The organism is Pseudomonas sp. GP01-A4 (genome assembly GCF_058780865.1).
Map to the genome: position 1 here is coordinate 361,087 of NZ_JBYSWF010000001.1, position 17,710 is coordinate 378,796.

15 protein-coding genes and 1 pseudogene are annotated in these 17,710 nt (G+C 61.4%); 10 read left to right on the forward strand and 6 right to left on the reverse strand.

Features of this window, described 5'->3' with window-relative positions; translation table 11 throughout:
- Nucleotides 1–9: 9 nt before the first annotated feature.
- Nucleotides 10–1,005, reverse strand: a complete 996-nt coding sequence (locus AC3WKX_RS01725; RefSeq protein WP_003216864.1) for an ArsR/SmtB family transcription factor — start codon at nt 1,003–1,005, stop codon at nt 10–12.
- A gap of 249 nt (nt 1,006–1,254) precedes the next feature.
- On the opposite strand from AC3WKX_RS01725, the gene tkt reads away from it, so the two are divergent.
- The 6 genes from tkt (at nt 1,255) to fba (ending at nt 7,609) form a co-directional block, all read left to right on the forward strand.
- Nucleotides 1,255–3,252 (forward strand): transketolase, encoded by a 1,998-nt coding sequence (tkt, locus tag AC3WKX_RS01730; RefSeq protein WP_102370080.1) that lies wholly within the window; start codon nt 1,255–1,257, stop codon nt 3,250–3,252.
- A gap of 209 nt (nt 3,253–3,461) precedes the next feature.
- The gene (epd, locus tag AC3WKX_RS01735; RefSeq protein WP_008434077.1) at nt 3,462–4,511 is read left to right on the forward strand and encodes an erythrose-4-phosphate dehydrogenase; all 1,050 of its coding nucleotides are present in this window, start codon (nt 3,462–3,464) and stop codon (nt 4,509–4,511) included.
- 19 nt (nt 4,512–4,530) lie between these two features.
- Nucleotides 4,531–5,694, forward strand: a complete 1,164-nt coding sequence (locus AC3WKX_RS01740; protein ID WP_102605030.1) for a phosphoglycerate kinase — start codon at nt 4,531–4,533, stop codon at nt 5,692–5,694.
- 29 nt (nt 5,695–5,723) lie between these two features.
- Entirely contained in the window at nt 5,724–5,951 is a 228-nt protein-coding gene (locus AC3WKX_RS01745; protein WP_008434073.1) for a hypothetical protein, read from the forward strand.
- Between the two features lie 60 nt (nt 5,952–6,011).
- Nucleotides 6,012–6,347: an MliC family protein gene (locus tag AC3WKX_RS01750; RefSeq protein WP_102605031.1), complete on the forward strand. Its 336-nt coding sequence runs from the start codon at nt 6,012–6,014 to the stop codon at nt 6,345–6,347.
- Nucleotides 6,348–6,544: 197 nt separating this feature from the next.
- Nucleotides 6,545–7,609, forward strand: a complete 1,065-nt coding sequence (fba, locus tag AC3WKX_RS01755; RefSeq protein ID WP_003177554.1) for a class II fructose-bisphosphate aldolase — start codon at nt 6,545–6,547, stop codon at nt 7,607–7,609.
- Nucleotides 7,610–7,684: 75 nt separating this feature from the next.
- On the opposite strand, the pseudogene AC3WKX_RS01760 reads toward fba, so the two are convergent.
- The 3 genes and pseudogenes from AC3WKX_RS01760 to AC3WKX_RS01770 all read right to left on the reverse strand — a co-directional run.
- Nucleotides 7,685–7,963: pseudogene (locus AC3WKX_RS01760) on the reverse strand (fructose-bisphosphate aldolase); the annotation flags it as partial.
- 430 nt (nt 7,964–8,393) lie between these two features.
- Nucleotides 8,394–9,623, reverse strand: coding sequence for an alanine racemase (alr, locus tag AC3WKX_RS01765; protein ID WP_102605034.1), 1,230 nt, complete (start codon nt 9,621–9,623; stop codon nt 8,394–8,396).
- Nucleotides 9,624–9,764: 141 nt separating this feature from the next.
- Nucleotides 9,765–10,430 carry a polysaccharide lyase family 7 protein gene (locus AC3WKX_RS01770; protein WP_102605035.1) on the reverse strand — a complete coding sequence of 222 codons (666 nt, stop codon included), beginning with the start codon at nt 10,428–10,430 and terminating at the stop codon, nt 9,765–9,767.
- A 308-nt stretch (nt 10,431–10,738) separates the two neighbouring features.
- On the opposite strand from AC3WKX_RS01770, the gene AC3WKX_RS01775 reads away from it, so the two are divergent.
- The 3 genes from AC3WKX_RS01775 to AC3WKX_RS01785 are packed head-to-tail and all read left to right on the forward strand — an operon-like array spanning nt 10,739 to nt 13,710.
- Nucleotides 10,739–12,850, forward strand: coding sequence for a putative bifunctional diguanylate cyclase/phosphodiesterase (locus tag AC3WKX_RS01775; protein ID WP_102605036.1), 2,112 nt, complete (start codon nt 10,739–10,741; stop codon nt 12,848–12,850).
- A 43-nt stretch (nt 12,851–12,893) separates the two neighbouring features.
- Nucleotides 12,894–13,394, forward strand: a complete 501-nt coding sequence (locus AC3WKX_RS01780) for a M48 metallopeptidase family protein (RefSeq protein ID WP_087693221.1) — start codon at nt 12,894–12,896, stop codon at nt 13,392–13,394.
- A 19-nt stretch (nt 13,395–13,413) separates the two neighbouring features.
- Nucleotides 13,414–13,710, forward strand: coding sequence for a winged helix-turn-helix domain-containing protein (locus AC3WKX_RS01785; RefSeq protein ID WP_008434063.1), 297 nt, complete (start codon nt 13,414–13,416; stop codon nt 13,708–13,710).
- A gap of 115 nt (nt 13,711–13,825) precedes the next feature.
- Here the strand turns inward: AC3WKX_RS01785 and AC3WKX_RS01790 are convergent, their stop codons facing one another.
- Complete coding sequence (locus AC3WKX_RS01790; RefSeq protein WP_102605037.1) at nt 13,826–14,278, reverse strand: GNAT family N-acetyltransferase; 453 nt, start codon at nt 14,276–14,278, stop codon at nt 13,826–13,828.
- A gap of 220 nt (nt 14,279–14,498) precedes the next feature.
- On the opposite strand from AC3WKX_RS01790, the gene AC3WKX_RS01795 reads away from it, so the two are divergent.
- A complete protein-coding gene (locus tag AC3WKX_RS01795; RefSeq protein ID WP_102605038.1) occupies nt 14,499–15,236 on the forward strand; it encodes a substrate-binding periplasmic protein in 738 nt (245 codons plus the stop codon).
- A 104-nt stretch (nt 15,237–15,340) separates the two neighbouring features.
- On the opposite strand, the gene yccS is transcribed toward AC3WKX_RS01795, so the two are convergent.
- Nucleotides 15,341–17,524 (reverse strand): YccS family putative transporter, encoded by a 2,184-nt coding sequence (yccS, locus tag AC3WKX_RS01800; RefSeq protein ID WP_003216889.1) that lies wholly within the window; start codon nt 17,522–17,524, stop codon nt 15,341–15,343.
- Nucleotides 17,525–17,710 lie beyond the last annotated feature (186 nt).

Sequence of the window (17,710 nt, forward strand, 5' to 3'; positions counted from 1 at the left end):
TCCTGATATTTACCGATGGTGAGTGTCGCCAGCCGGCCGCTGAAAATGGCGGACCTGAATCTGGAAACCATTACGTAAACCTACATAGAGGCTTTCCCCGGGAACGAGTCCCGCAGCGGTGGCCCAACGGGCCAGATCGTCCTGTTCAAAACCCAGCCAGAGATCACCGCAGGCTTCCCTGGCCCAACTCTGGTTGTGGCTGCATAAATCCGTGACCAACAGGCTGCCGCCTGGTTGCAGCAAATTTGCCATCTGCCTGAGGGCGTCTGCCGGGGCGGCGAAATGGTGCAGGACCATGTTCAGCACCACGCAATCGGCCCGCAGGCTGGTGTCATTCAGGGCGTCCGCCAACTGTAGGTGGACATTGCCCAGCGCTTCGCGCTCACACAATTGGCGGGCCAGCTCCAGCATCGCCGGGCTGTTGTCCAGCGCCGTGACCTGATGAAAGCGCCGCGCCAGCTCCGGCAGGAAGCCGCCATCACCCGGGCCCACTTCGACCGCCGTAGCCTCATCACTGAAGCTCAGCTTGTCCAAAAGTGCCAGCACGCTTTCGCGGTATTGCGCCAAGCCGGCGATCAGATCCTGCTGGGCGCGAAACTTCTCGGCTACCCGTGAGAAAAAGTCCTGGCTGGCGGCAGCACGTTGCCCGTGCACCTGGCTGATGCGCGACTGCACGTCAGCCGGCAGCGCCAGGCTGTCTATTTCTTCGAGCAGCGCGGCGTGCAGCTTGCCGCCCAGTTGCTCGGTGTGGGGCAGGGCGCGACGGTAAAAAATCGCATTGCCCTCGCGGCGGGTCGCCACCAGGTCGGCCTGGGCCAGTACCTTCAAGTGGTGGCTCATGCCGGATTGGCCGATGGCGAAGATCTGCGCCAGCTCCAGCACCCCGAACGAATCGTTGGTCAGCGCGCGCAACACATTCAGGCGCAACGGATCGCCACCGGCCTTGCACAGGGCTGCCAGCTCGTCGCTGTCGTCGGGTCGAATGGAAGGTGCGCTCAGGTTCATAAGGCCAGCAGTCTAGTGACGGTGGGAAAACCCCGCAAGGGCAATATCAAAAAGTTTTGATATTGGTCGATAATCGGTGGTTATAAGCAGCCGCTATAACCCATGGACGAAGCGGGGGGCGGTTTCTCCAGTCAATCCGCAGGAAAAACACCCCCAAGTGACTATCTGTCATTGCCCCGAGGGCCGTGGCTGAGGGAAAATGCCGATCCTTTTTTCCGTTTCTTTTATTCAACCTCCAGGAGATCAGCGATGCCCAGCCGTCGTGAGCGTGCCAACGCCATTCGTGCCCTCAGCATGGATGCCGTGCAAAAAGCCAACAGCGGCCATCCCGGTGCCCCGATGGGCATGGCGGATATCGCCGAGGTACTTTGGCGTGACTACCTGAAACACAACCCGAGCAACCCGTCGTTCGCCGACCGTGACCGGTTCATCCTGTCCAACGGCCACGGCTCGATGCTGATCTACTCGTTGCTGCACCTGACCGGCTACGACGTCACCATCGACGACCTGAAAAACTTCCGCCAGATCCACAGCCGCACCCCGGGCCACCCGGAATACGGCTACACCCCTGGCGTTGAGACCACCACCGGTCCACTGGGCCAGGGCCTGGCCAACGCCGTGGGTTTTGCCCTGGCTGAAAAAGTGCTGGCTGCGCAGTTCAACCGCCCGAACCACAACATTGTCGACCACCACACCTACGTGTTCCTCGGTGATGGCTGCATGATGGAAGGCATTTCCCACGAAGTCGCCTCCCTGGCCGGTACCCTGGGCCTGGGCAAGCTGATCGCCTTCTACGATGACAACGGCATCTCCATCGACGGCGAAGTCGAAGGCTGGTTCACCGACGACACGCCTAAGCGTTTCGAAGCCTACAACTGGCAGGTGATCCGCAACGTCGACGGCCACGATCCTGAAGAGATCAAGACCGCCATCGACACCGCCCGCAAGAGCGAGCAGCCAACCCTGATCTGCTGCAAGACCACCATCGGTTTCGGTTCGCCGAACAAGCAAGGCAAGGAAGATTGCCACGGCGCCCCACTGGGTGACGCGGAAATCGCCCTGACCCGCGCTGCGCTGAAGTGGAACCACGGCCCGTTCGAAATCCCGGCTGACATCTACGCCGAGTGGAACGCCAAGGAAGCCGGCCTGGCGGTCGAAGCCGAGTGGGACCAGCGTTTCGCGGCCTACTCCGCCGAATTCCCTGAGTTGGCCAACGAACTGGTTCGCCGCCTGGCCGGTGACCTGCCTGCCGACTTCGCTGAAAAGGCCTCGGCCTACATCGCCGAAGTGGCGGCCAAGGGCGAAACCATCGCCAGCCGTAAAGCCAGCCAGAACACCCTGAACGCGTTCGGCCCGCTGCTGCCTGAGTTCCTCGGCGGTTCGGCTGACCTGGCCGGTTCCAACCTGACCCTGTGGAAAGGTTGCAAAGGTGTCTCGGCGGAAGACGCCAGCGGCAACTACATGTACTACGGCGTACGCGAGTTCGGCATGAGCGCCATCATGAACGGCGTTGCCCTGCACGGCGGCCTGGTGCCTTACGGCGCGACCTTCCTGATGTTCATGGAATACGCGCGCAACGCCGTACGCATGGCGTCGTTGATGAAGAAGCGTGTGATCTTCGTCTACACCCACGACTCCATCGGCCTGGGCGAAGACGGCCCGACGCACCAGCCGGTCGAGCAATTGACCAGCCTGCGCACCACGCCGAACCTCGATACCTGGCGCCCATCGGACGCAGTCGAGTCGGCTGTGGCCTGGAAGCACGCGATCGAGCGCAAGGACGGCCCTTCGGCGCTGATCTTCTCCCGTCAGAACCTGCAGCACCAAACCCGCGACGCGGCGCAGATCGAAGGCATCAGCCGTGGTGGCTACGTGCTGAAAGACTGCATCGGCGAGCCGGAGCTGATCCTGATCTCCACCGGTTCCGAAGTGGGCCTGGCGGTTCAGGCGTACGACAAGCTGACTGCCGCCGGTCGCAACGTGCGTGTGGTTTCCATGCCGTGCACCAGCGTCTTCGAAGCCCAGGACGCCGACTACAAGCAATCGGTGTTGCCGTTGCAGGTCAGCGCACGTATCGCCATCGAAGCGGCTCACGCCGACTACTGGTACAAGTACGTGGGCCTGGAAGGCCGCGTGATCGGCATGACCACCTACGGTGAGTCGGCGCCGGCGCCAGCGTTGTTCGAAGAGTTCGGTTTCACCCTGGAAAACATCCTGGGTCAGGCTGAAGAGCTGCTGGAAGACTAAAGCGCGTCCCCTTGTAGGAGCGAGCTTGTTGTGGCGAGGGAGCTTGCTCCCGCTGGGCTGCGAAGCGGCCCCAAGCCGTGCGATCGAGATGTGTCAGATACACCTCGTCAGCCGGTCTGGGAGTGCTTCGCACTCCAGCGGGAGCAAGCTCCCTCGCCACACAAGCGAGTTCCTGCAAAGGTTTGTGTCGCCCACAATGCGAGAACCCCATGCCTCAACCGCGTCCCTACAAAGTTGCACTCAACGGCTACGGCCGGATTGGTCGTTGCGTCTTGCGTGCTCTGTTCGAGCGAGGGCCGGCGGCCGGTTTTGAAATTGTCGCGATCAACGATCTGGCGGACATGGCCAGCATCGAATACCTGACACGCTTTGACTCCACCCACGGCCGGTTCCCCGGCGAAGTGCGGGTCGAGGACGATTGTCTGCATATTAATGGCAACTGCGTGAAGGTCCTGCGCAGTGCCACCCCTGAGGGCATCGACTGGGCGGCGCTGGACGTCGACCTGGTGCTGGAATGCTCCGGTGCCTATCACACCCGTGCCGATGGCCAGCGTTTTCTCGACGCCGGCGCACCACGGGTCCTGTTTTCCCAGCCGATGGCCAGCGAGGCGGATGTCGACGCCACCATCGTCTACGGCGTGAACCAGGATTGCCTGACCGGTGCCGAATTGCTGGTGTCCAACGCCTCCTGCACCACCAACTGCGGCGTGCCGCTGTTGCGCCTGCTGGACCAGGCGATTGGCCTGGAATACGTGTCGATCACCACCATTCACTCGGCAATGAACGATCAGCCGGTGATTGACGCTTACCACCATGAAGACCTGCGCCGTACGCGTTCGGCGTTTCAGTCGGTGATTCCGGTGTCCACCGGCCTGGCGCGCGGTATCGAGCGACTGTTGCCGGAACTTGCCGGGCGAATCCAGGCCAAAGCCGTACGGGTACCGACGGTGAATGTGTCTTGCCTGGACATCACCATGCAAACCGTCAGCGACACCGATGCCGGCGAAGTCAACCGGATCCTGCGCGACGCCGCCACCAGCGGCCCGCTCAAAGGCCTGTTGGCCTACACCGAGTTGCCGCACGCCAGCTGTGATTTCAACCACGACCCGCATTCGGCCATCGTCGATGCCAGCCAGACCCGCGTTTCCGGCCCACGGCTGGTGAACATCCTGGCGTGGTTCGACAACGAATGGGGTTTTGCCAACCGAATGCTGGACGTTGCAGAACACTATCTGCAAACAGCCTCTCCACAACTTTAGCTCTCAGGAATTGCCCCCCATGACCGTGTTGAAGATGACCGACCTCGATCTGCAAGGTAAGCGCGTACTGATCCGCGAAGACCTCAACGTCCCAGTCAAGGACGGTGTTGTCACCAGCGATGCGCGAATCCTGGCCTCGCTGCCGACCATCAAGCTGGCCCTGGAAAAAGGCGCGGCCGTGATGGTCTGCTCCCACTTGGGTCGTCCGACCGAAGGTGAATTCTCGGCAGAAAACAGCCTCAAGCCTGTAGCTGAATATTTGAGCAAGGCCCTGGGCCGCGACGTGCCGCTGGTTGCCGACTACCTGAACGGTGTGGACGTGAAGGCTGGCGACATCGTGCTGTTCGAAAACGTGCGCTTCAACAAGGGCGAGAAAAAGAACAGCGACGAACTGGCCCAGCAATACGCTGCCCTGTGCGACGTGTTCGTGATGGACGCCTTCGGCACCGCGCACCGTGCCGAGGGTTCGACCCACGGCGTGGCCAAGTTTGCCAAAGTTGCCGCAGCTGGCCCGTTGCTGGCGGCTGAACTGGACGCACTGGGCAAGGCCCTCGGCGCTCCGGCCCAACCGATGGCCGCCATCGTTGCCGGCTCCAAGGTGTCCACCAAGCTCGACGTGCTGAACAGCCTGAGCCAGATCTGCAACCAGCTGATCGTCGGCGGCGGCATTGCCAACACCTTCCTGGCGGCTGCCGGTCACCCGGTGGGCAAATCGCTGTACGAGCCGGACCTGCTGGACACCGCCCGCGCCATCGCCGCCAAGGTCAGCGTGCCGCTGCCGGTAGACGTGGTGGTGGCCAAGGAATTCGCTGAAAGCGCCGAAGCCACCGTCAAGCTGATCGCTGATGTGGCCGCCGACGACATGATCCTGGATATCGGCCCGCAAACTGCAGCCAACTTCGCTGAACTGCTGAAGTCGTCCCAGACCATCCTGTGGAACGGCCCGGTCGGCGTGTTCGAGTTCGACCAGTTCGGCAACGGCACCAAAGTGCTGGCCCACGCCATCGCTGAAAGCTCGGCATTTTCCATCGCTGGCGGTGGCGACACCCTGGCGGCCATCGATAAATATGGCGTTGCTGACCAGATCTCCTACATTTCTACGGGGGGTGGTGCGTTCCTCGAATTCGTTGAAGGCAAGGTACTGCCGGCTGTCGAAGTGCTGGAAAGCCGGGCCAAGGGATAAGGCACTTGCTGAGGAAAAGGAGCATTCCGATGATCAGGTCGTTGGCACTGGTGATTGCAGCGGGCCTGCTGGCCGGCTGCGGCAGCACGCCGAAAGCGGCGCCCGAGTCTGAAAAGGCCGGGGCGGCTCGGCAAAAGAGTTGCTATCAGGCTGACTGGCAAGCCGAAACCATGCCGGTGATCAACAAGCGCATCGGGCCGGACGGGTTGGAGAAATACGACTCTGCGCCCAACGGTCAGGAACAGGGTTGCCCTTGACGGGTCTGATTCACTAACCGACAGCAGCGGTGGCCGCAGGTCGCCGCTTGAGGACTGGCAATGAAAGGCGTTTTCGCCCTGGCGGCACTGGCGTTATTGGCCGGATGCACCAACCTGAACATGTTCGACAAGAAGGCAGAGCCGGCAGACAAGTGGACCACCTGGACGTGTGACAGCCAGGCGCAAGTCAACTGGCGCTTTGCCGACCAGGCCCGCACCGAGGTGGATGTGCGCCTCGGCGGCTCGGACCAGGTGTATCGCCTCAAGCAGGATGTGGCGGCCTCGGGCGTGCTGTACAGCGACGGCCAGTTGGCGTTTCACACAAAAGGTGAGGAAGGCCTGGTTTACTGGGTTGCCACCGATGATTTGATCGGGCGTGGCTGTAAAGCGCAATAACACGCCGCGATCACCTGTAGGAGCCGGCTTGCCGGCGATAGCGTCAGCCGCCATCGCCGGCAAGCCGGGTCCTGCAGACAGGTTTAACGATTAAGCAGGGCAGGCTTTGAAAGCCTGACCTTCAATAACTTGAATAGCAGCCGCCGCTACGGCAGGCTTGCACGATTAACGACCCTCGACCGGGAGAGAGACTCACAATGGCACTTATCAGCATGCGCCAGATGTTGGACCACGCAGCCGAATTCGGCTATGGCGTTCCAGCCTTCAACGTCAACAACCTTGAGCAGATGCGCGCCATCATGGAAGCCGCTGACAAGACTGACTCTCCAGTGATCGTCCAGGCTTCGGCCGGCGCGCGCAAATACGCCGGTGCTCCGTTCCTGCGTCACCTGATCCTCGCCGCGATCGAAGAATTCCCGCACATCCCGGTGTGCATGCACCAGGACCACGGCACCAGCCCTGACGTGTGCCAGCGCTCCATCCAACTGGGCTTCAGCTCGGTGATGATGGACGGTTCCCTGGGCGAAGACGGCAAGACCCCGACCGACTACGAATACAACGTACGCGTCACCCAACAAACCGTGGCCATGGCTCACGCCTGCGGCGTTTCGGTTGAAGGCGAGCTGGGCTGCCTGGGTTCCCTGGAAACCGGCATGGCCGGTGAAGAAGACGGCATCGGCGCCGAAGGCGTACTGGATCACAGCCAAATGCTGACCGATCCGGAAGAAGCTGCCGACTTCGTCAAGAAAACCCAAGTTGATGCCCTGGCAATCGCCATCGGCACCAGCCACGGCGCCTACAAATTCACCAAGCCACCTACCGGCGACGTGTTGGCCATTGACCGCATCAAGGAAATCCACAAACGCATCCCGAACACCCACCTGGTGATGCACGGTTCTTCCTCGGTACCGCAAGAGTGGCTGGCGATCATCAACCAGTACGGCGGCGACATCAAAGAAACCTACGGCGTGCCGGTTGAAGAAATCGTCGAAGGCATCAAGTACGGCGTGCGCAAGGTCAACATCGACACCGACCTGCGCCTGGCCTCCACCGGTGCGATGCGTCGCCTGATGGCCACCAACCCGAGCGAATTTGACCCACGTAAATTCTTCGGCGCGACTGTGACAGCGATGCGTGATGTGTGTATTGCTCGTTATGAGGCGTTTGGTACTGCGGGTAATGCTTCGAAGATCAAGCCGATCTCGTTGGAAGCGATGTACCAGCGTTACCTGAAAGGTGAGTTGAACGCCAAGGTCAACTAAGCCTTACGCGTTAATGAAAAGCCCGCAGCGATGCGGGCTTTTTTGTGGCTGAAATTTGATCAGGCGGCTGCCGGGGGTGTCGAAGCCGCGGTATTCGATGACGCGGAATACGTCGCTTACGTCCTGCACCAGGATGCGGGCGGTGTTGGCTACGTGGTTCAGGTCACGCTCCGCAAAATCGGGCAGGCTGGAGCAGGCCATCAGGTTGAGGTGTTCGAGGGCGGCGTTGAGGCGTTCACGCAGGCAGGCGTGCAGGTCCTGCAGCGGAGCTTCGCTGTCGATCAGGAGTGCCGGGTATTCGGTGGCTGTTTCGGTGCAGGGGGTGAAACGGCGGGGCGGGAGTTCTGGCGTCATGGCAAATATTCCTCGTATCTAAAAAGGACTACCGCCGTTCGCTGCGAAACGAATGGGTGGTAGCTGTGTGCGGGTTCGCAGACCGAGGATACGAGGAACCCGGCAGACCCGAAGGTCTCCCACACACAGCCACCATAAAATAAACGACGGACGTAGAAGCGCTAGTCGTTGCATTCATGATGCTTGGTTACACACGTATCGTTAGGGCTGCGAAACCCTGTCGCCGTTCAATGCCGGCGACGGGGCGAACTATAAGCGGCGCTCCGATTCACCGCAACGGCCCTGTAGGGCACAGGACCCCTGTGGGAGCCGGGCAAGTCGAATCGTCGCACCGCCAGCTCCCACAGGGATACGTGTTGGTTAAGCGCTTGTGTTAATCACCGAATGATCCTTGGGTCCATAGGACAGTGCCTACGAGATGTGAGGAGACTTAGTTCTCCACCAGCACCTTCGGATTCGAGTTACCCCACACCGTATACAGATCCGCCAGCAACGCACCGTTGATGTCTTCAACCTCCGCCTGGCTGGTCTCCACCGCGCCCTGCTTGCCGAACAACACCACCTCATCGCCGCTCTTCACGGTCGGCACGTCGGTGACATCGACCATCAGGGTGTTCATCGACACCTTGCCCACCACCGGCACCCGGTGCCCGTTGATCAGCACGATGCCTTTGTTGGTAAACGCCCGGCGATAGCCGTCGGAATAACCTACGGTGATGTTCGCCAGTTTCGAATCCCGCGCCAGGGTGTAGGTGCGGTCGTAGCCTACGGTGTTGCCTTTCGGGTAGCTGTTGACCGACGCCACGTGGGATTTGAACTGCATCACCCGCTTGTATTCGGTGAACGACGGCACGGTATCGCCAAACAGCAGGCCGCCCGGACGAACCATGTCCAGCCGCGACTCGGGTACTTCCAGGGTGGCGAAGGAGTTGGCGGCGTGCAGGGTGATTTTGCTGCGGTCGAGCTGGGCGACGCTGATCAGCCAGTTGGCTTGTTCGTTGAACGCCTTGAGCCCGGTGCGCACGTCGGCGGCGTCTTCGACGGCGAAGTGGGTCATGATCGCCGTCACCTGCAGGTTTGGCACCTTGGTAATGGCTACGGCGTCGCGGCGGCCCTGGGCGGTGGTCATTTCCACACCGTTGCGGCTCATGCCGCTGGAGTTCAGGCCCAGGTGCACGACCAGTGGGCGGCCGTGGTTTTCGGCGATCAGGCTGGCGCGCACGGCGAAGTCCAGATTGCCCACCAGCTCTTCGACGTTATACGGCAACGCAGCTTCCAGCTCGCTCAGGGCGGCGGTGCGTACGCGGATCAGTTGGCCCTTGAAGCCGCTTTCACGGACCACGCGGGCTTCTTCGTTGCTGGCGATGCCGACGCAGGGCACGCCCAGTTTGATCACCGAGGGCATCAGTAAACCGATGCCGTGACCGTAGGCATCCGCCTTGAGCACGGCGCAGATTTTCGACTTGTCAGCGAGGCTGGCTTGCAGGGTGCGGATATTGTTTTCGAAGGCGACCTTGTTGATTTCGACCCAGGCGTTGCTGTCCTGGATATTGACCTGGGCCACCCCGTCGGCCATCGAGAGGGGCGGGGCGGCGAAGGCCGGGTTTTGCAGCAGTACCATGCCCATAGAGAGGGCGAGCAGGGTGCGGGAAAAGGGCATTGGGCAGTCTCCATGACTTTCTTGTAGGGGGTAGTGCGCGTGCGCGGCGCCATACTCGGATTGTCCTACAAGAAAGTCGAGACCCTGGGTCGCGGTTCTGTCCTAAAGCGTCGTGGGACCGGTCGCTGAAGCGAATCAGCTTCAGTCGTGGTCAATGTCCAGCTTGGCAAACGTCACGCGGGCGCCTTCCTTGCTGTTGCCGCTGTTGTCCTGCACGTAGGCGCCGGCCTTGAAGTACAGCGGCTGTTTGCCCCACGCAGCGCCGATGCGTTCGTTCCATTGCCCGTTGGCGGCGTCGACGCTCAGCAGGCCGGCCTTGTTCAGGTGGATGACGTAGGTGAAGTTGCGGTCCAGCGGTACGTTCTCGGCGACGATGATCACCCGGCCTTCCGACTCGTCAGGGCGCATGCGCACCTTGGCGACGATGTTGCCGGTCTGGGTTTTTTCCTTGTATTGGTATTCGACCTTGATCAGTGGCTTCTGGCTTTCGTAGGCGTGGATTTGACCGATCACTACCTTGCCGGACGAGGGCACCTTGTTGACCGCCAACGTGGCACGCAGGAAATTGTCGGCGTCGCTGTACAGCCAGTTGCGCAGGCGGCCGTCGGCGTAGGTTTCCCGCAGTTCGCTGCGAGGGTAAACGGCGTTCTCGGTACGCGTGCCGGTTACCGGGGTCCAGAATTGCACGCTGCTGCCTTCGGCCTGGAAGTATTGGTCCTTGAACCCGCTGAGCAGTTTCGGCGTGTCGATGGTCGAGGGCGGGGAGCCGACGGGGATGCTCAGGTTCCAGGTGGACAGATCAATCATTGAATACGCCTTTAACGGGGAGAGAAGGCCTTGGCTCGGGAGCCGGCACTTTCTTTATAGGTGGCTCGAAATGGATTGTTAATGGCTTTGTGGCGGATTGTTGGCGCCAATGAAATGTCAAAAAGCCATGTTTCCCGTAAACCGCGGGCTGTAGACACTGACCGTTAGTCGGTTGTCTGGGCTTTGGCGCAATGATGGCACCGTCGTGGCTTCTGCTTTATGGGATCCAGGGCTAGAGTGAGCCCTTATTGTTTATCCGGTTTTGTCGCAAAAATGACCGGAATGACTCCGACGAAAGAGAAGCAGCAATGGAATGCGCTCCAATCAAGCCTCGCGATGGTTGTTCAGTGCTTTTGGTGGTCGATGACTATCCCGAAAACCTGATCAGCATGCGTGCGCTATTGCAGCGTGAAGATTGGCATGTGGTGACGGCGGCCTCCGGGGTGGAAGCCCTGGGATTGCTGCTCGAACACGACGTCGACCTGGTGTTGCTGGATGTGATGATGCCCGGCATGGACGGGTTCGAGGTGGCCCGGCTGATGCGCGGCAGCCAGCGCACGCAACTGACCCCGATCATCTTTCTCAGCGCTCACGCCCAATCGCCAGCGGCGATGCTGGAAGGCTATGCCAGCGGCGCGATCGACTACCTGCTGAAACCCTTCGACCCGAATATCCTCAAGCCCAAGGTCCAGGCCCTGCTGGAGCACCAGCGCAACCGCCGTGCCTTGCAGCGCCTGAGTCACGATCTGGAATCGGCCCGGGCCTTCAATGCCTCGGTGCTCGACAATGCCGCCGAAGGCATCCTGGTGGTGGGCGAAGACGGCGTGATCAGCTACGCCAACCCGGCGATTTCGCGGCTGATCAATGCGCCGGTCGCCGAGATCCAGGGTGCCGAGTTCCTGGGCTTCCTACAGAAGCCCCATGTGCCTGGGTGGTCCGATTCTGCCTTGTATGAAGGCTACAAACGTGGCGAAACCTGGCGCCTGCACGACGCCATCTTGCGCACCGCACCCGGCCAGCAGTTGCCCGTGGCGATGTCGTGCGCCCCGCTGCCGGCCGAGCAGAAAGCCATGGTGGTCACGGTGCTGGACATGTCCGAGGTGCGCCATCTGCATCAGCAACTGGAGTTCCAGGCCGTCACCGACCCGCTGACGGGCCTGCTCAATCGGCGTGGGTTTCACCAGTCGGTGGAGAATGTGCTGTTGCGCAGCGAGCGTAACGAGCAGTCGCTGGTGCTGCTGTACCTGGACCTGGACGGGTTCAAGCGGGTCAACGATTCCCTCGGCCACGACGCCGGAGACCGCGTGCTGCGCTGGGTCTCGGAACAGTTGAAGGCGTGCCTGCGCTCCTACGACATTCTCGGGCGCATGGGCGGGGATGAATTCACCGCGCTGCTGGAGCTGGAATTCCCGGAGCAGGCGGCCAAGATTGCGGAAAAACTGATCGAACGGGTGTCGATCTGTCAGCAGGTCGACGGTCTGGATGTGATGCTGGGCGTCAGTATCGGCATCGCCACTTTCCCGGACTGCGGCTCGGACCTCAACGGCCTGCTGCGCGCGGCCGACGTCGCGATGTACGAGGCCAAGCGCGCCGGGCGTCAGCAATATCGCTACTACGACCAGGAAATGAACGGCCGGGCCCGCTCGCGCCTGATGCTCGAAGACAGCGTACGCAGCGCCATCGACAGCAAGGATTTCACCCTGGTGTACCAGCCGCAGGTGTCGTTGCACGACGGCCATCTGCGGGGCGTCGAAGCGCTGCTGCGCTGGCAGCACCCGAGTGTCGGCGATGTGCCGCCGGGGCTGTTTCTGCCGTTGCTCGAAGAGGCGCGGCTGATCAGCCAGTTGAGCACCTGGATCTACCAGCAGGTGGCCGCCCAGCGGCAGGCATGGGCAGGGGTGTTCAACGATGAGTTGGTCCTGAGCGTGAGCTTGAGCAGCAGCCAGTTCAATATGCCGAACCTGGCCAGCCAGCTGCAGCAGGTGCTGGAGCGACATGGGTTGCAAGGCCGGCAGCTTGAGGTGGAGATCAGTGAAGAAAGCCTGATGCACAATCTGGATGAGTCCACCAAGCAGCTCAAGCTGTTGCGCCGGGCCGGCGTGCGGATTGCCCTGGATGATTTCGGCGCGGGCAACTGCTCCCTGGCCCACCTGCGGGACCTGGAATTCGACACCCTAAAGCTCGACCCGAAGCTGATCGCCCGCCTGCCGGGTTCATCCCGGGACGCGGCGATGGCGCGCAGCATTATCGAATTGTGCCGGCATTTTGATCTGCTGGTGATTGCCGAAGGCGTCGAGACCCAGGAGCAAGTTGAGTGGCTCAAGGCCAACGGCTGCCAGTTCATCCAGGGCCCGCAGGTGGCGCCGCCGTTGATCGCGGATGAAATTGCCGACTGGCGCCTGCGCGCAGCGGCCCGCTGAATTCGCTACACTGGCGCCCATTCAAATACCCGTTGTTGACCCCATGACCGCGCTGAAATACCTCCAGGCCTACCCCCCAGCATTGCAGGAGCAAGTGCGCCAGTTGATTGCCAAGGACCAACTCGGCGACTACCTGACCCAGCGCTACCCCGAACGGCATGGCGTGCAGAGCGACAAAGCACTGTACAACTACGCCCAGGCCCTGAAGCAGGAACACCTGCGCAACGCCCCGGCCATCGACAAGGTGTTGTTCGACAACCGCCTGGACCTGACCCACCGCGCCCTCGGCCTGCACACCACCATCTCCCGGGTGCAGGGTGGCAACCTCAAGTCGAAGAAAGAAATCCGTATCGCCTCGCTGTTCAAGGAAGCCGCGCCGGAATTTCTGCGCATGATCGTGGTACACGAACTGGCGCACTTCAAGGAATCGGACCACAACAAGGCGTTCTACAAACTCTGTGAATACATGTTGCCGGGCTACCATCAGGTGGAATTCGACCTGCGGGTGTACCTGACCTGGCGGGACCTGCAGGGCAAGCCCTGACCTTCAAAGGCGATCGAGCATGGATGTGAGCAAGACCAAAAGCAGCTTCTACCGGCGCCTGTATGTGGCGTACCTGATTGATAGCCAGCTGGCCAGCAGCGTGCCGGCACTGACCGAGGTGACGGGCATGCCCCGGCGTACTGCACAGGACACGATTGCGGCGTTGGCGGACCTGGATATTGTGTGTGAGTTTGAACAGGAAGACGGGGCCCGCAATCATGCCGGGCGCTATCGGATTCGTGATTGGGGCGCGATTGATCGGCGCTGGATCGAGGCGAACCTGGCGAGCATTAAACAGGTGTTGGGTTACCCCTGAAAGCTTGGGGTGACCGGGCTGACGCCTTCGCGAGCAAGCCCGCTCCCACATTCGACCGCATTCCAAAGGTGGAACTCGGTCAAATGTGGGAGCGGGCTTGCTCGCGAAGAGGCCCTCATGCCCGACGCATGCCTATATGTGGAATGTCATCCTCCAGGTATTCCTCACCCGCCACCACAAACCCGTACCGCCCGTAATACCCCTGCAAATGCGCCTGGGCCGACAGATAGATCGGCACGTCGGGCCACTGTTTCTCTGCCTGCTTGAGGGCTTCGTCCATCATCTGGTGGCCCAGCCCGGTACCCCGCGCGCTCGGCGCAACGATCACCCGGCCGATCACCACATCACCACCCTGTGATTCGGGATCAAGCAGGCGCAGGTAGGCCTGCAGTTGACCATCATCCCAGGCCATCAGGTGATGGGTATCACCGTCCAGGTCCTGGCCGTCGATGTCCTGGTACACGCATTTCTGCTCGACCACGAAGACCTCCGAGCGCAGGCGCAAAATGGCGTACAGCTGCTCCTTGCCCAGGTCACTGTGGTGTTTGCAGACCCATTCGACTGTCATGGTGTTCTCTCGGCTGATTGTCTGGTCAGGATAGTAAGCGCGCGGGAGGCGGGTGTCTAAATTGCGGTTTTTTTGTGAGTGAGATCAATTTGCCATCATTCTCTGCGTGCGACGCTGTCGTCTTTGTGTAATCTGCAGTACAGGCTCATTGATGAGCTACTGTTAAATCCTCGGGTTGCCCCAGAGGTCAGGCCATAGAATGCCCGCCAAGGACTTGAGCATGCCGCGATTTTCTCGTGCCGTTGCTTTGATCGGTTTGTTGTTGCTGGCCCAGGCGGTGGCGGCAGAACGCTTGCGACTGGTGGCGGATGCCTGGCCGCCGTTCACTGACGCCACCCTGGTCAATGGTGGTTTGGCCACCGACATCGTGACCACCGCCCTGGCCCGTGCCGGCTACGCCAGTGAGTTTGAACAGGTGCCCTGGGCCCGCGCCCTGATGGGTGTGGGCGATGGGCGTTACGACGTATTGGTGAACGCCTGGTACGACGATGCGCGTACTCAGTTGGGGCAGTTTTCCGGCGAATACCTGCTCAACCGGGTGCTGTTTCTCAAGCGCCGCGACGATCCCATCGACTACCAGAACCTGGAGCAGTTGCACGACTACCCCGTCGCGGTGGTGCGTGGCTATGCCTATTCAGCGGCGTTCGATGCCGATCCGCAATTGCAGAAAGTCCCGGTGCATAACTTCGCCATGGCCGTGCGCATGCTGGCGGCGCAGCGGGTGCGGCTGACGTTGGAGGACGAATTCGTCGCCCGCTACTACCTGGCTCGGGAGTCCGCCACCGTGCGCAACGCGGTGGAGTTTTTGCCGGTGCCGCTGAGCGAAAACAGCCTGCACATACTGGTCAGCCTGAAAAACCCTCAGCATCAGCAGATTGTTGCCGGGTTTGATCGGGAGATTGCCAGGATGAAAGTGGATGGCAGTTATGCGCGGTTGATGAAGCAGCACGGGATGTAGTGAGGCTAATGGCCCCTTCGCGAGCAAGCCCGCTCCCACATTCGACCGCATTCCAAAGGTGGAACTCGGCCGAATGTGGGAGCGGGCTTGCTCGCGAAGAGGGTTCAGGCTTCGCTGGTATCTTTGATCAGGTGAGCCGCCAACGTGCGCAACGGCCCCAGTTGCCGGCAGATCAGCGCCAATTGCGTCTGCACCAGCCGCTGCCCTTCGTCAATTTCATCCGGCATCTGCTCCAGGTCCACTGCCAAGGCTTCCTCGGCATCACTCTGAATCGCAATTGGCTGCTTGTTCGCCAGCCCCGTGGCGATCTCGTCGATGCTCGCCGCCAGCGTCTTCCCGGCGCCTTCGATCAAGTGCTCGCGCACTTCCGCCGGCAGTTGGGTTTCCCGGTGGGCGCCCAGCCCCGACAGGTAGCTGAGCAGCGTGTGGGACAGCACCAGGAACCTGAACCCCACGTCCGCTTCCTTACGGAAGTGCCCCGGCTCCATCAGCATGTTCGCCAGGGTGGTGGACAGCGCGGCGTCGGCGTTGTGGGCATTGCGCCGGGCGAGGCGGTAAGCCAGGTCGTCGCTTTTGCCCGCGGCGTACTGCTGCATGATCTGGCGCAGGTAGATGCTGTTGCAGGTCAGGGTATTGGCCAGCACCTTGTTCAGGCGCCGGCCCTGCCAGTCCGGCAGGAACAGGAACACCGCCAGCCCGGCGATCAGGCTGCCGAGCAAGGTATCGAACAGCCGTGGCAGGAACAGCCCGTAGCCGTCGCCCACCTGGTTGAAGCAGAACAGCACCATCAGCGTGATCGCGGCAGTCGCCAGGGTGTAGCGCGTGGTGCGGTTGATAAAGAACACCAGGCCCGCGGCGATGGCGAACATCGACTGGATCAGCGGGTTGGGGAACAGGTCGAACAGCGCCCAGGCGATGGTCAGGCCGATGGCCGTGCCGATGATCCGCTGGCCCAGCTTGCGCCGGGTGGCGCCGTAGTTTGGCTGGCACACGAACAGCGTGGTGAGGATGATCCAATAGCCTTGGGACGGGTGAATCAAGTGCACCATCCAGTAGCCGATACTCAGCGCCAGGGGCAGGCGCAGGGCATGGCGGAACAGCAAGGAGGTTGGTGTCAGCTGCGTGCGCAGGCGGGTCCACATCTCTTTGAGGTTGCGCGGTGCACGGTCCAGCAGGCTGCTGTCGGTGGCATCGGCCAGGCTGTCGGGGTTGGCGGCGTCGCCCAGCAGGCGGTCCAGGGTCGACAGGTTGGCGGCCAGGGCACGCAGGGAGCGCAGCAGGCCGCGCCAGGCCGGGTTGCTCTGGATGCGCAGGTGTTCCAGGGAGGCGTTGAGGTCGCCCAGGGCTTCGGCGAAGCTGTCGTCATAAACGAACGGCTGGCGCATCTGGATCGATTCGGCCAGGGTCTGGCAGGCCTTGCCTTGCTGGCGCAACAGGCGCTGGCAGCGGAACAGCACGTCGCTGTGGAAGAAGGCTTCGGCGAGGGCGTTGTAAGGGTAGTGCGAGGAGCTGGCGCGCTCGTGGATGTCCTGGGCCAGGAAGTACAGCTTGAGGTAGCGGCTGACCTTGGAGCCCGGGCGACCATTGCCGACCCGGTGCAGGATGATCTCTTTGGCGGCGTTCAGTGCTGCCACCACCCGGCCGTTCTGCTGCGCCAGTTCCAGGCGCCGCGCTTCCACATCCAGTTGGCGGATCGGTTCGAACAGCGACGACTTGAGCTTGAGGTAGCGTCCCAGCTCGCGAAACAGTCGCGCCAGGCTCTGCTGCACCGGCTGGTTGGAAAACAGCACCTGCCACAACACCGACAGCGCGCCATACCACGCGGCGCCGGCCACCAGCAGCAAGGGTTCATGCCAGAAGTCGGTGACGGCGCCACCGCGCTGGTCCACGCCGATCATGGTGTAGACCGAGAGAATCAGGGTGGCCGAAGCGATCGCCCCATAACGCTCGCCGAGGGCACCGAGCATGGTCAGGCCGAAGCTGGACAGAGCCAGGAAGATCGCGAAGATCCAGGGATAAGGGAAAAGCAGTTCGACGGACAGTGCCGCAGTGCTGAAGCACACCAGTGTCACGGCCAGGGCGTTGAGCCGGCCTTGCCAGTTGTCATCGGTCTCGGCCAGGGCGCTGGCGATAATCCCCAGGAACAGCGGGATCAGCAGCGCCATTTCATTCTGGTACCAGCACAGCGCCATGCTGCCGGTCAGGGCGATGAATACCCGTACGCTGTAACTGAACTTGTCCAGTGCCCAAAGGCGCCGCATGGACTGCTTGAAGGAGGTCGATGACATGAAGTCTGGGGTCTTCCGGGACGATGCCGCTAAATTGAGCCAGTAATGACGCCACGGCAAGCGTGGCGATCACATCCAACAGCAAAATTTATTCCAGTCATTACTTCCAAGCACACCACGAACCAAATGTGGGAGCGGGCTTGCTCGCGAAGGCGGTGTATCAGTCACTGATGTATTAGCTGACAC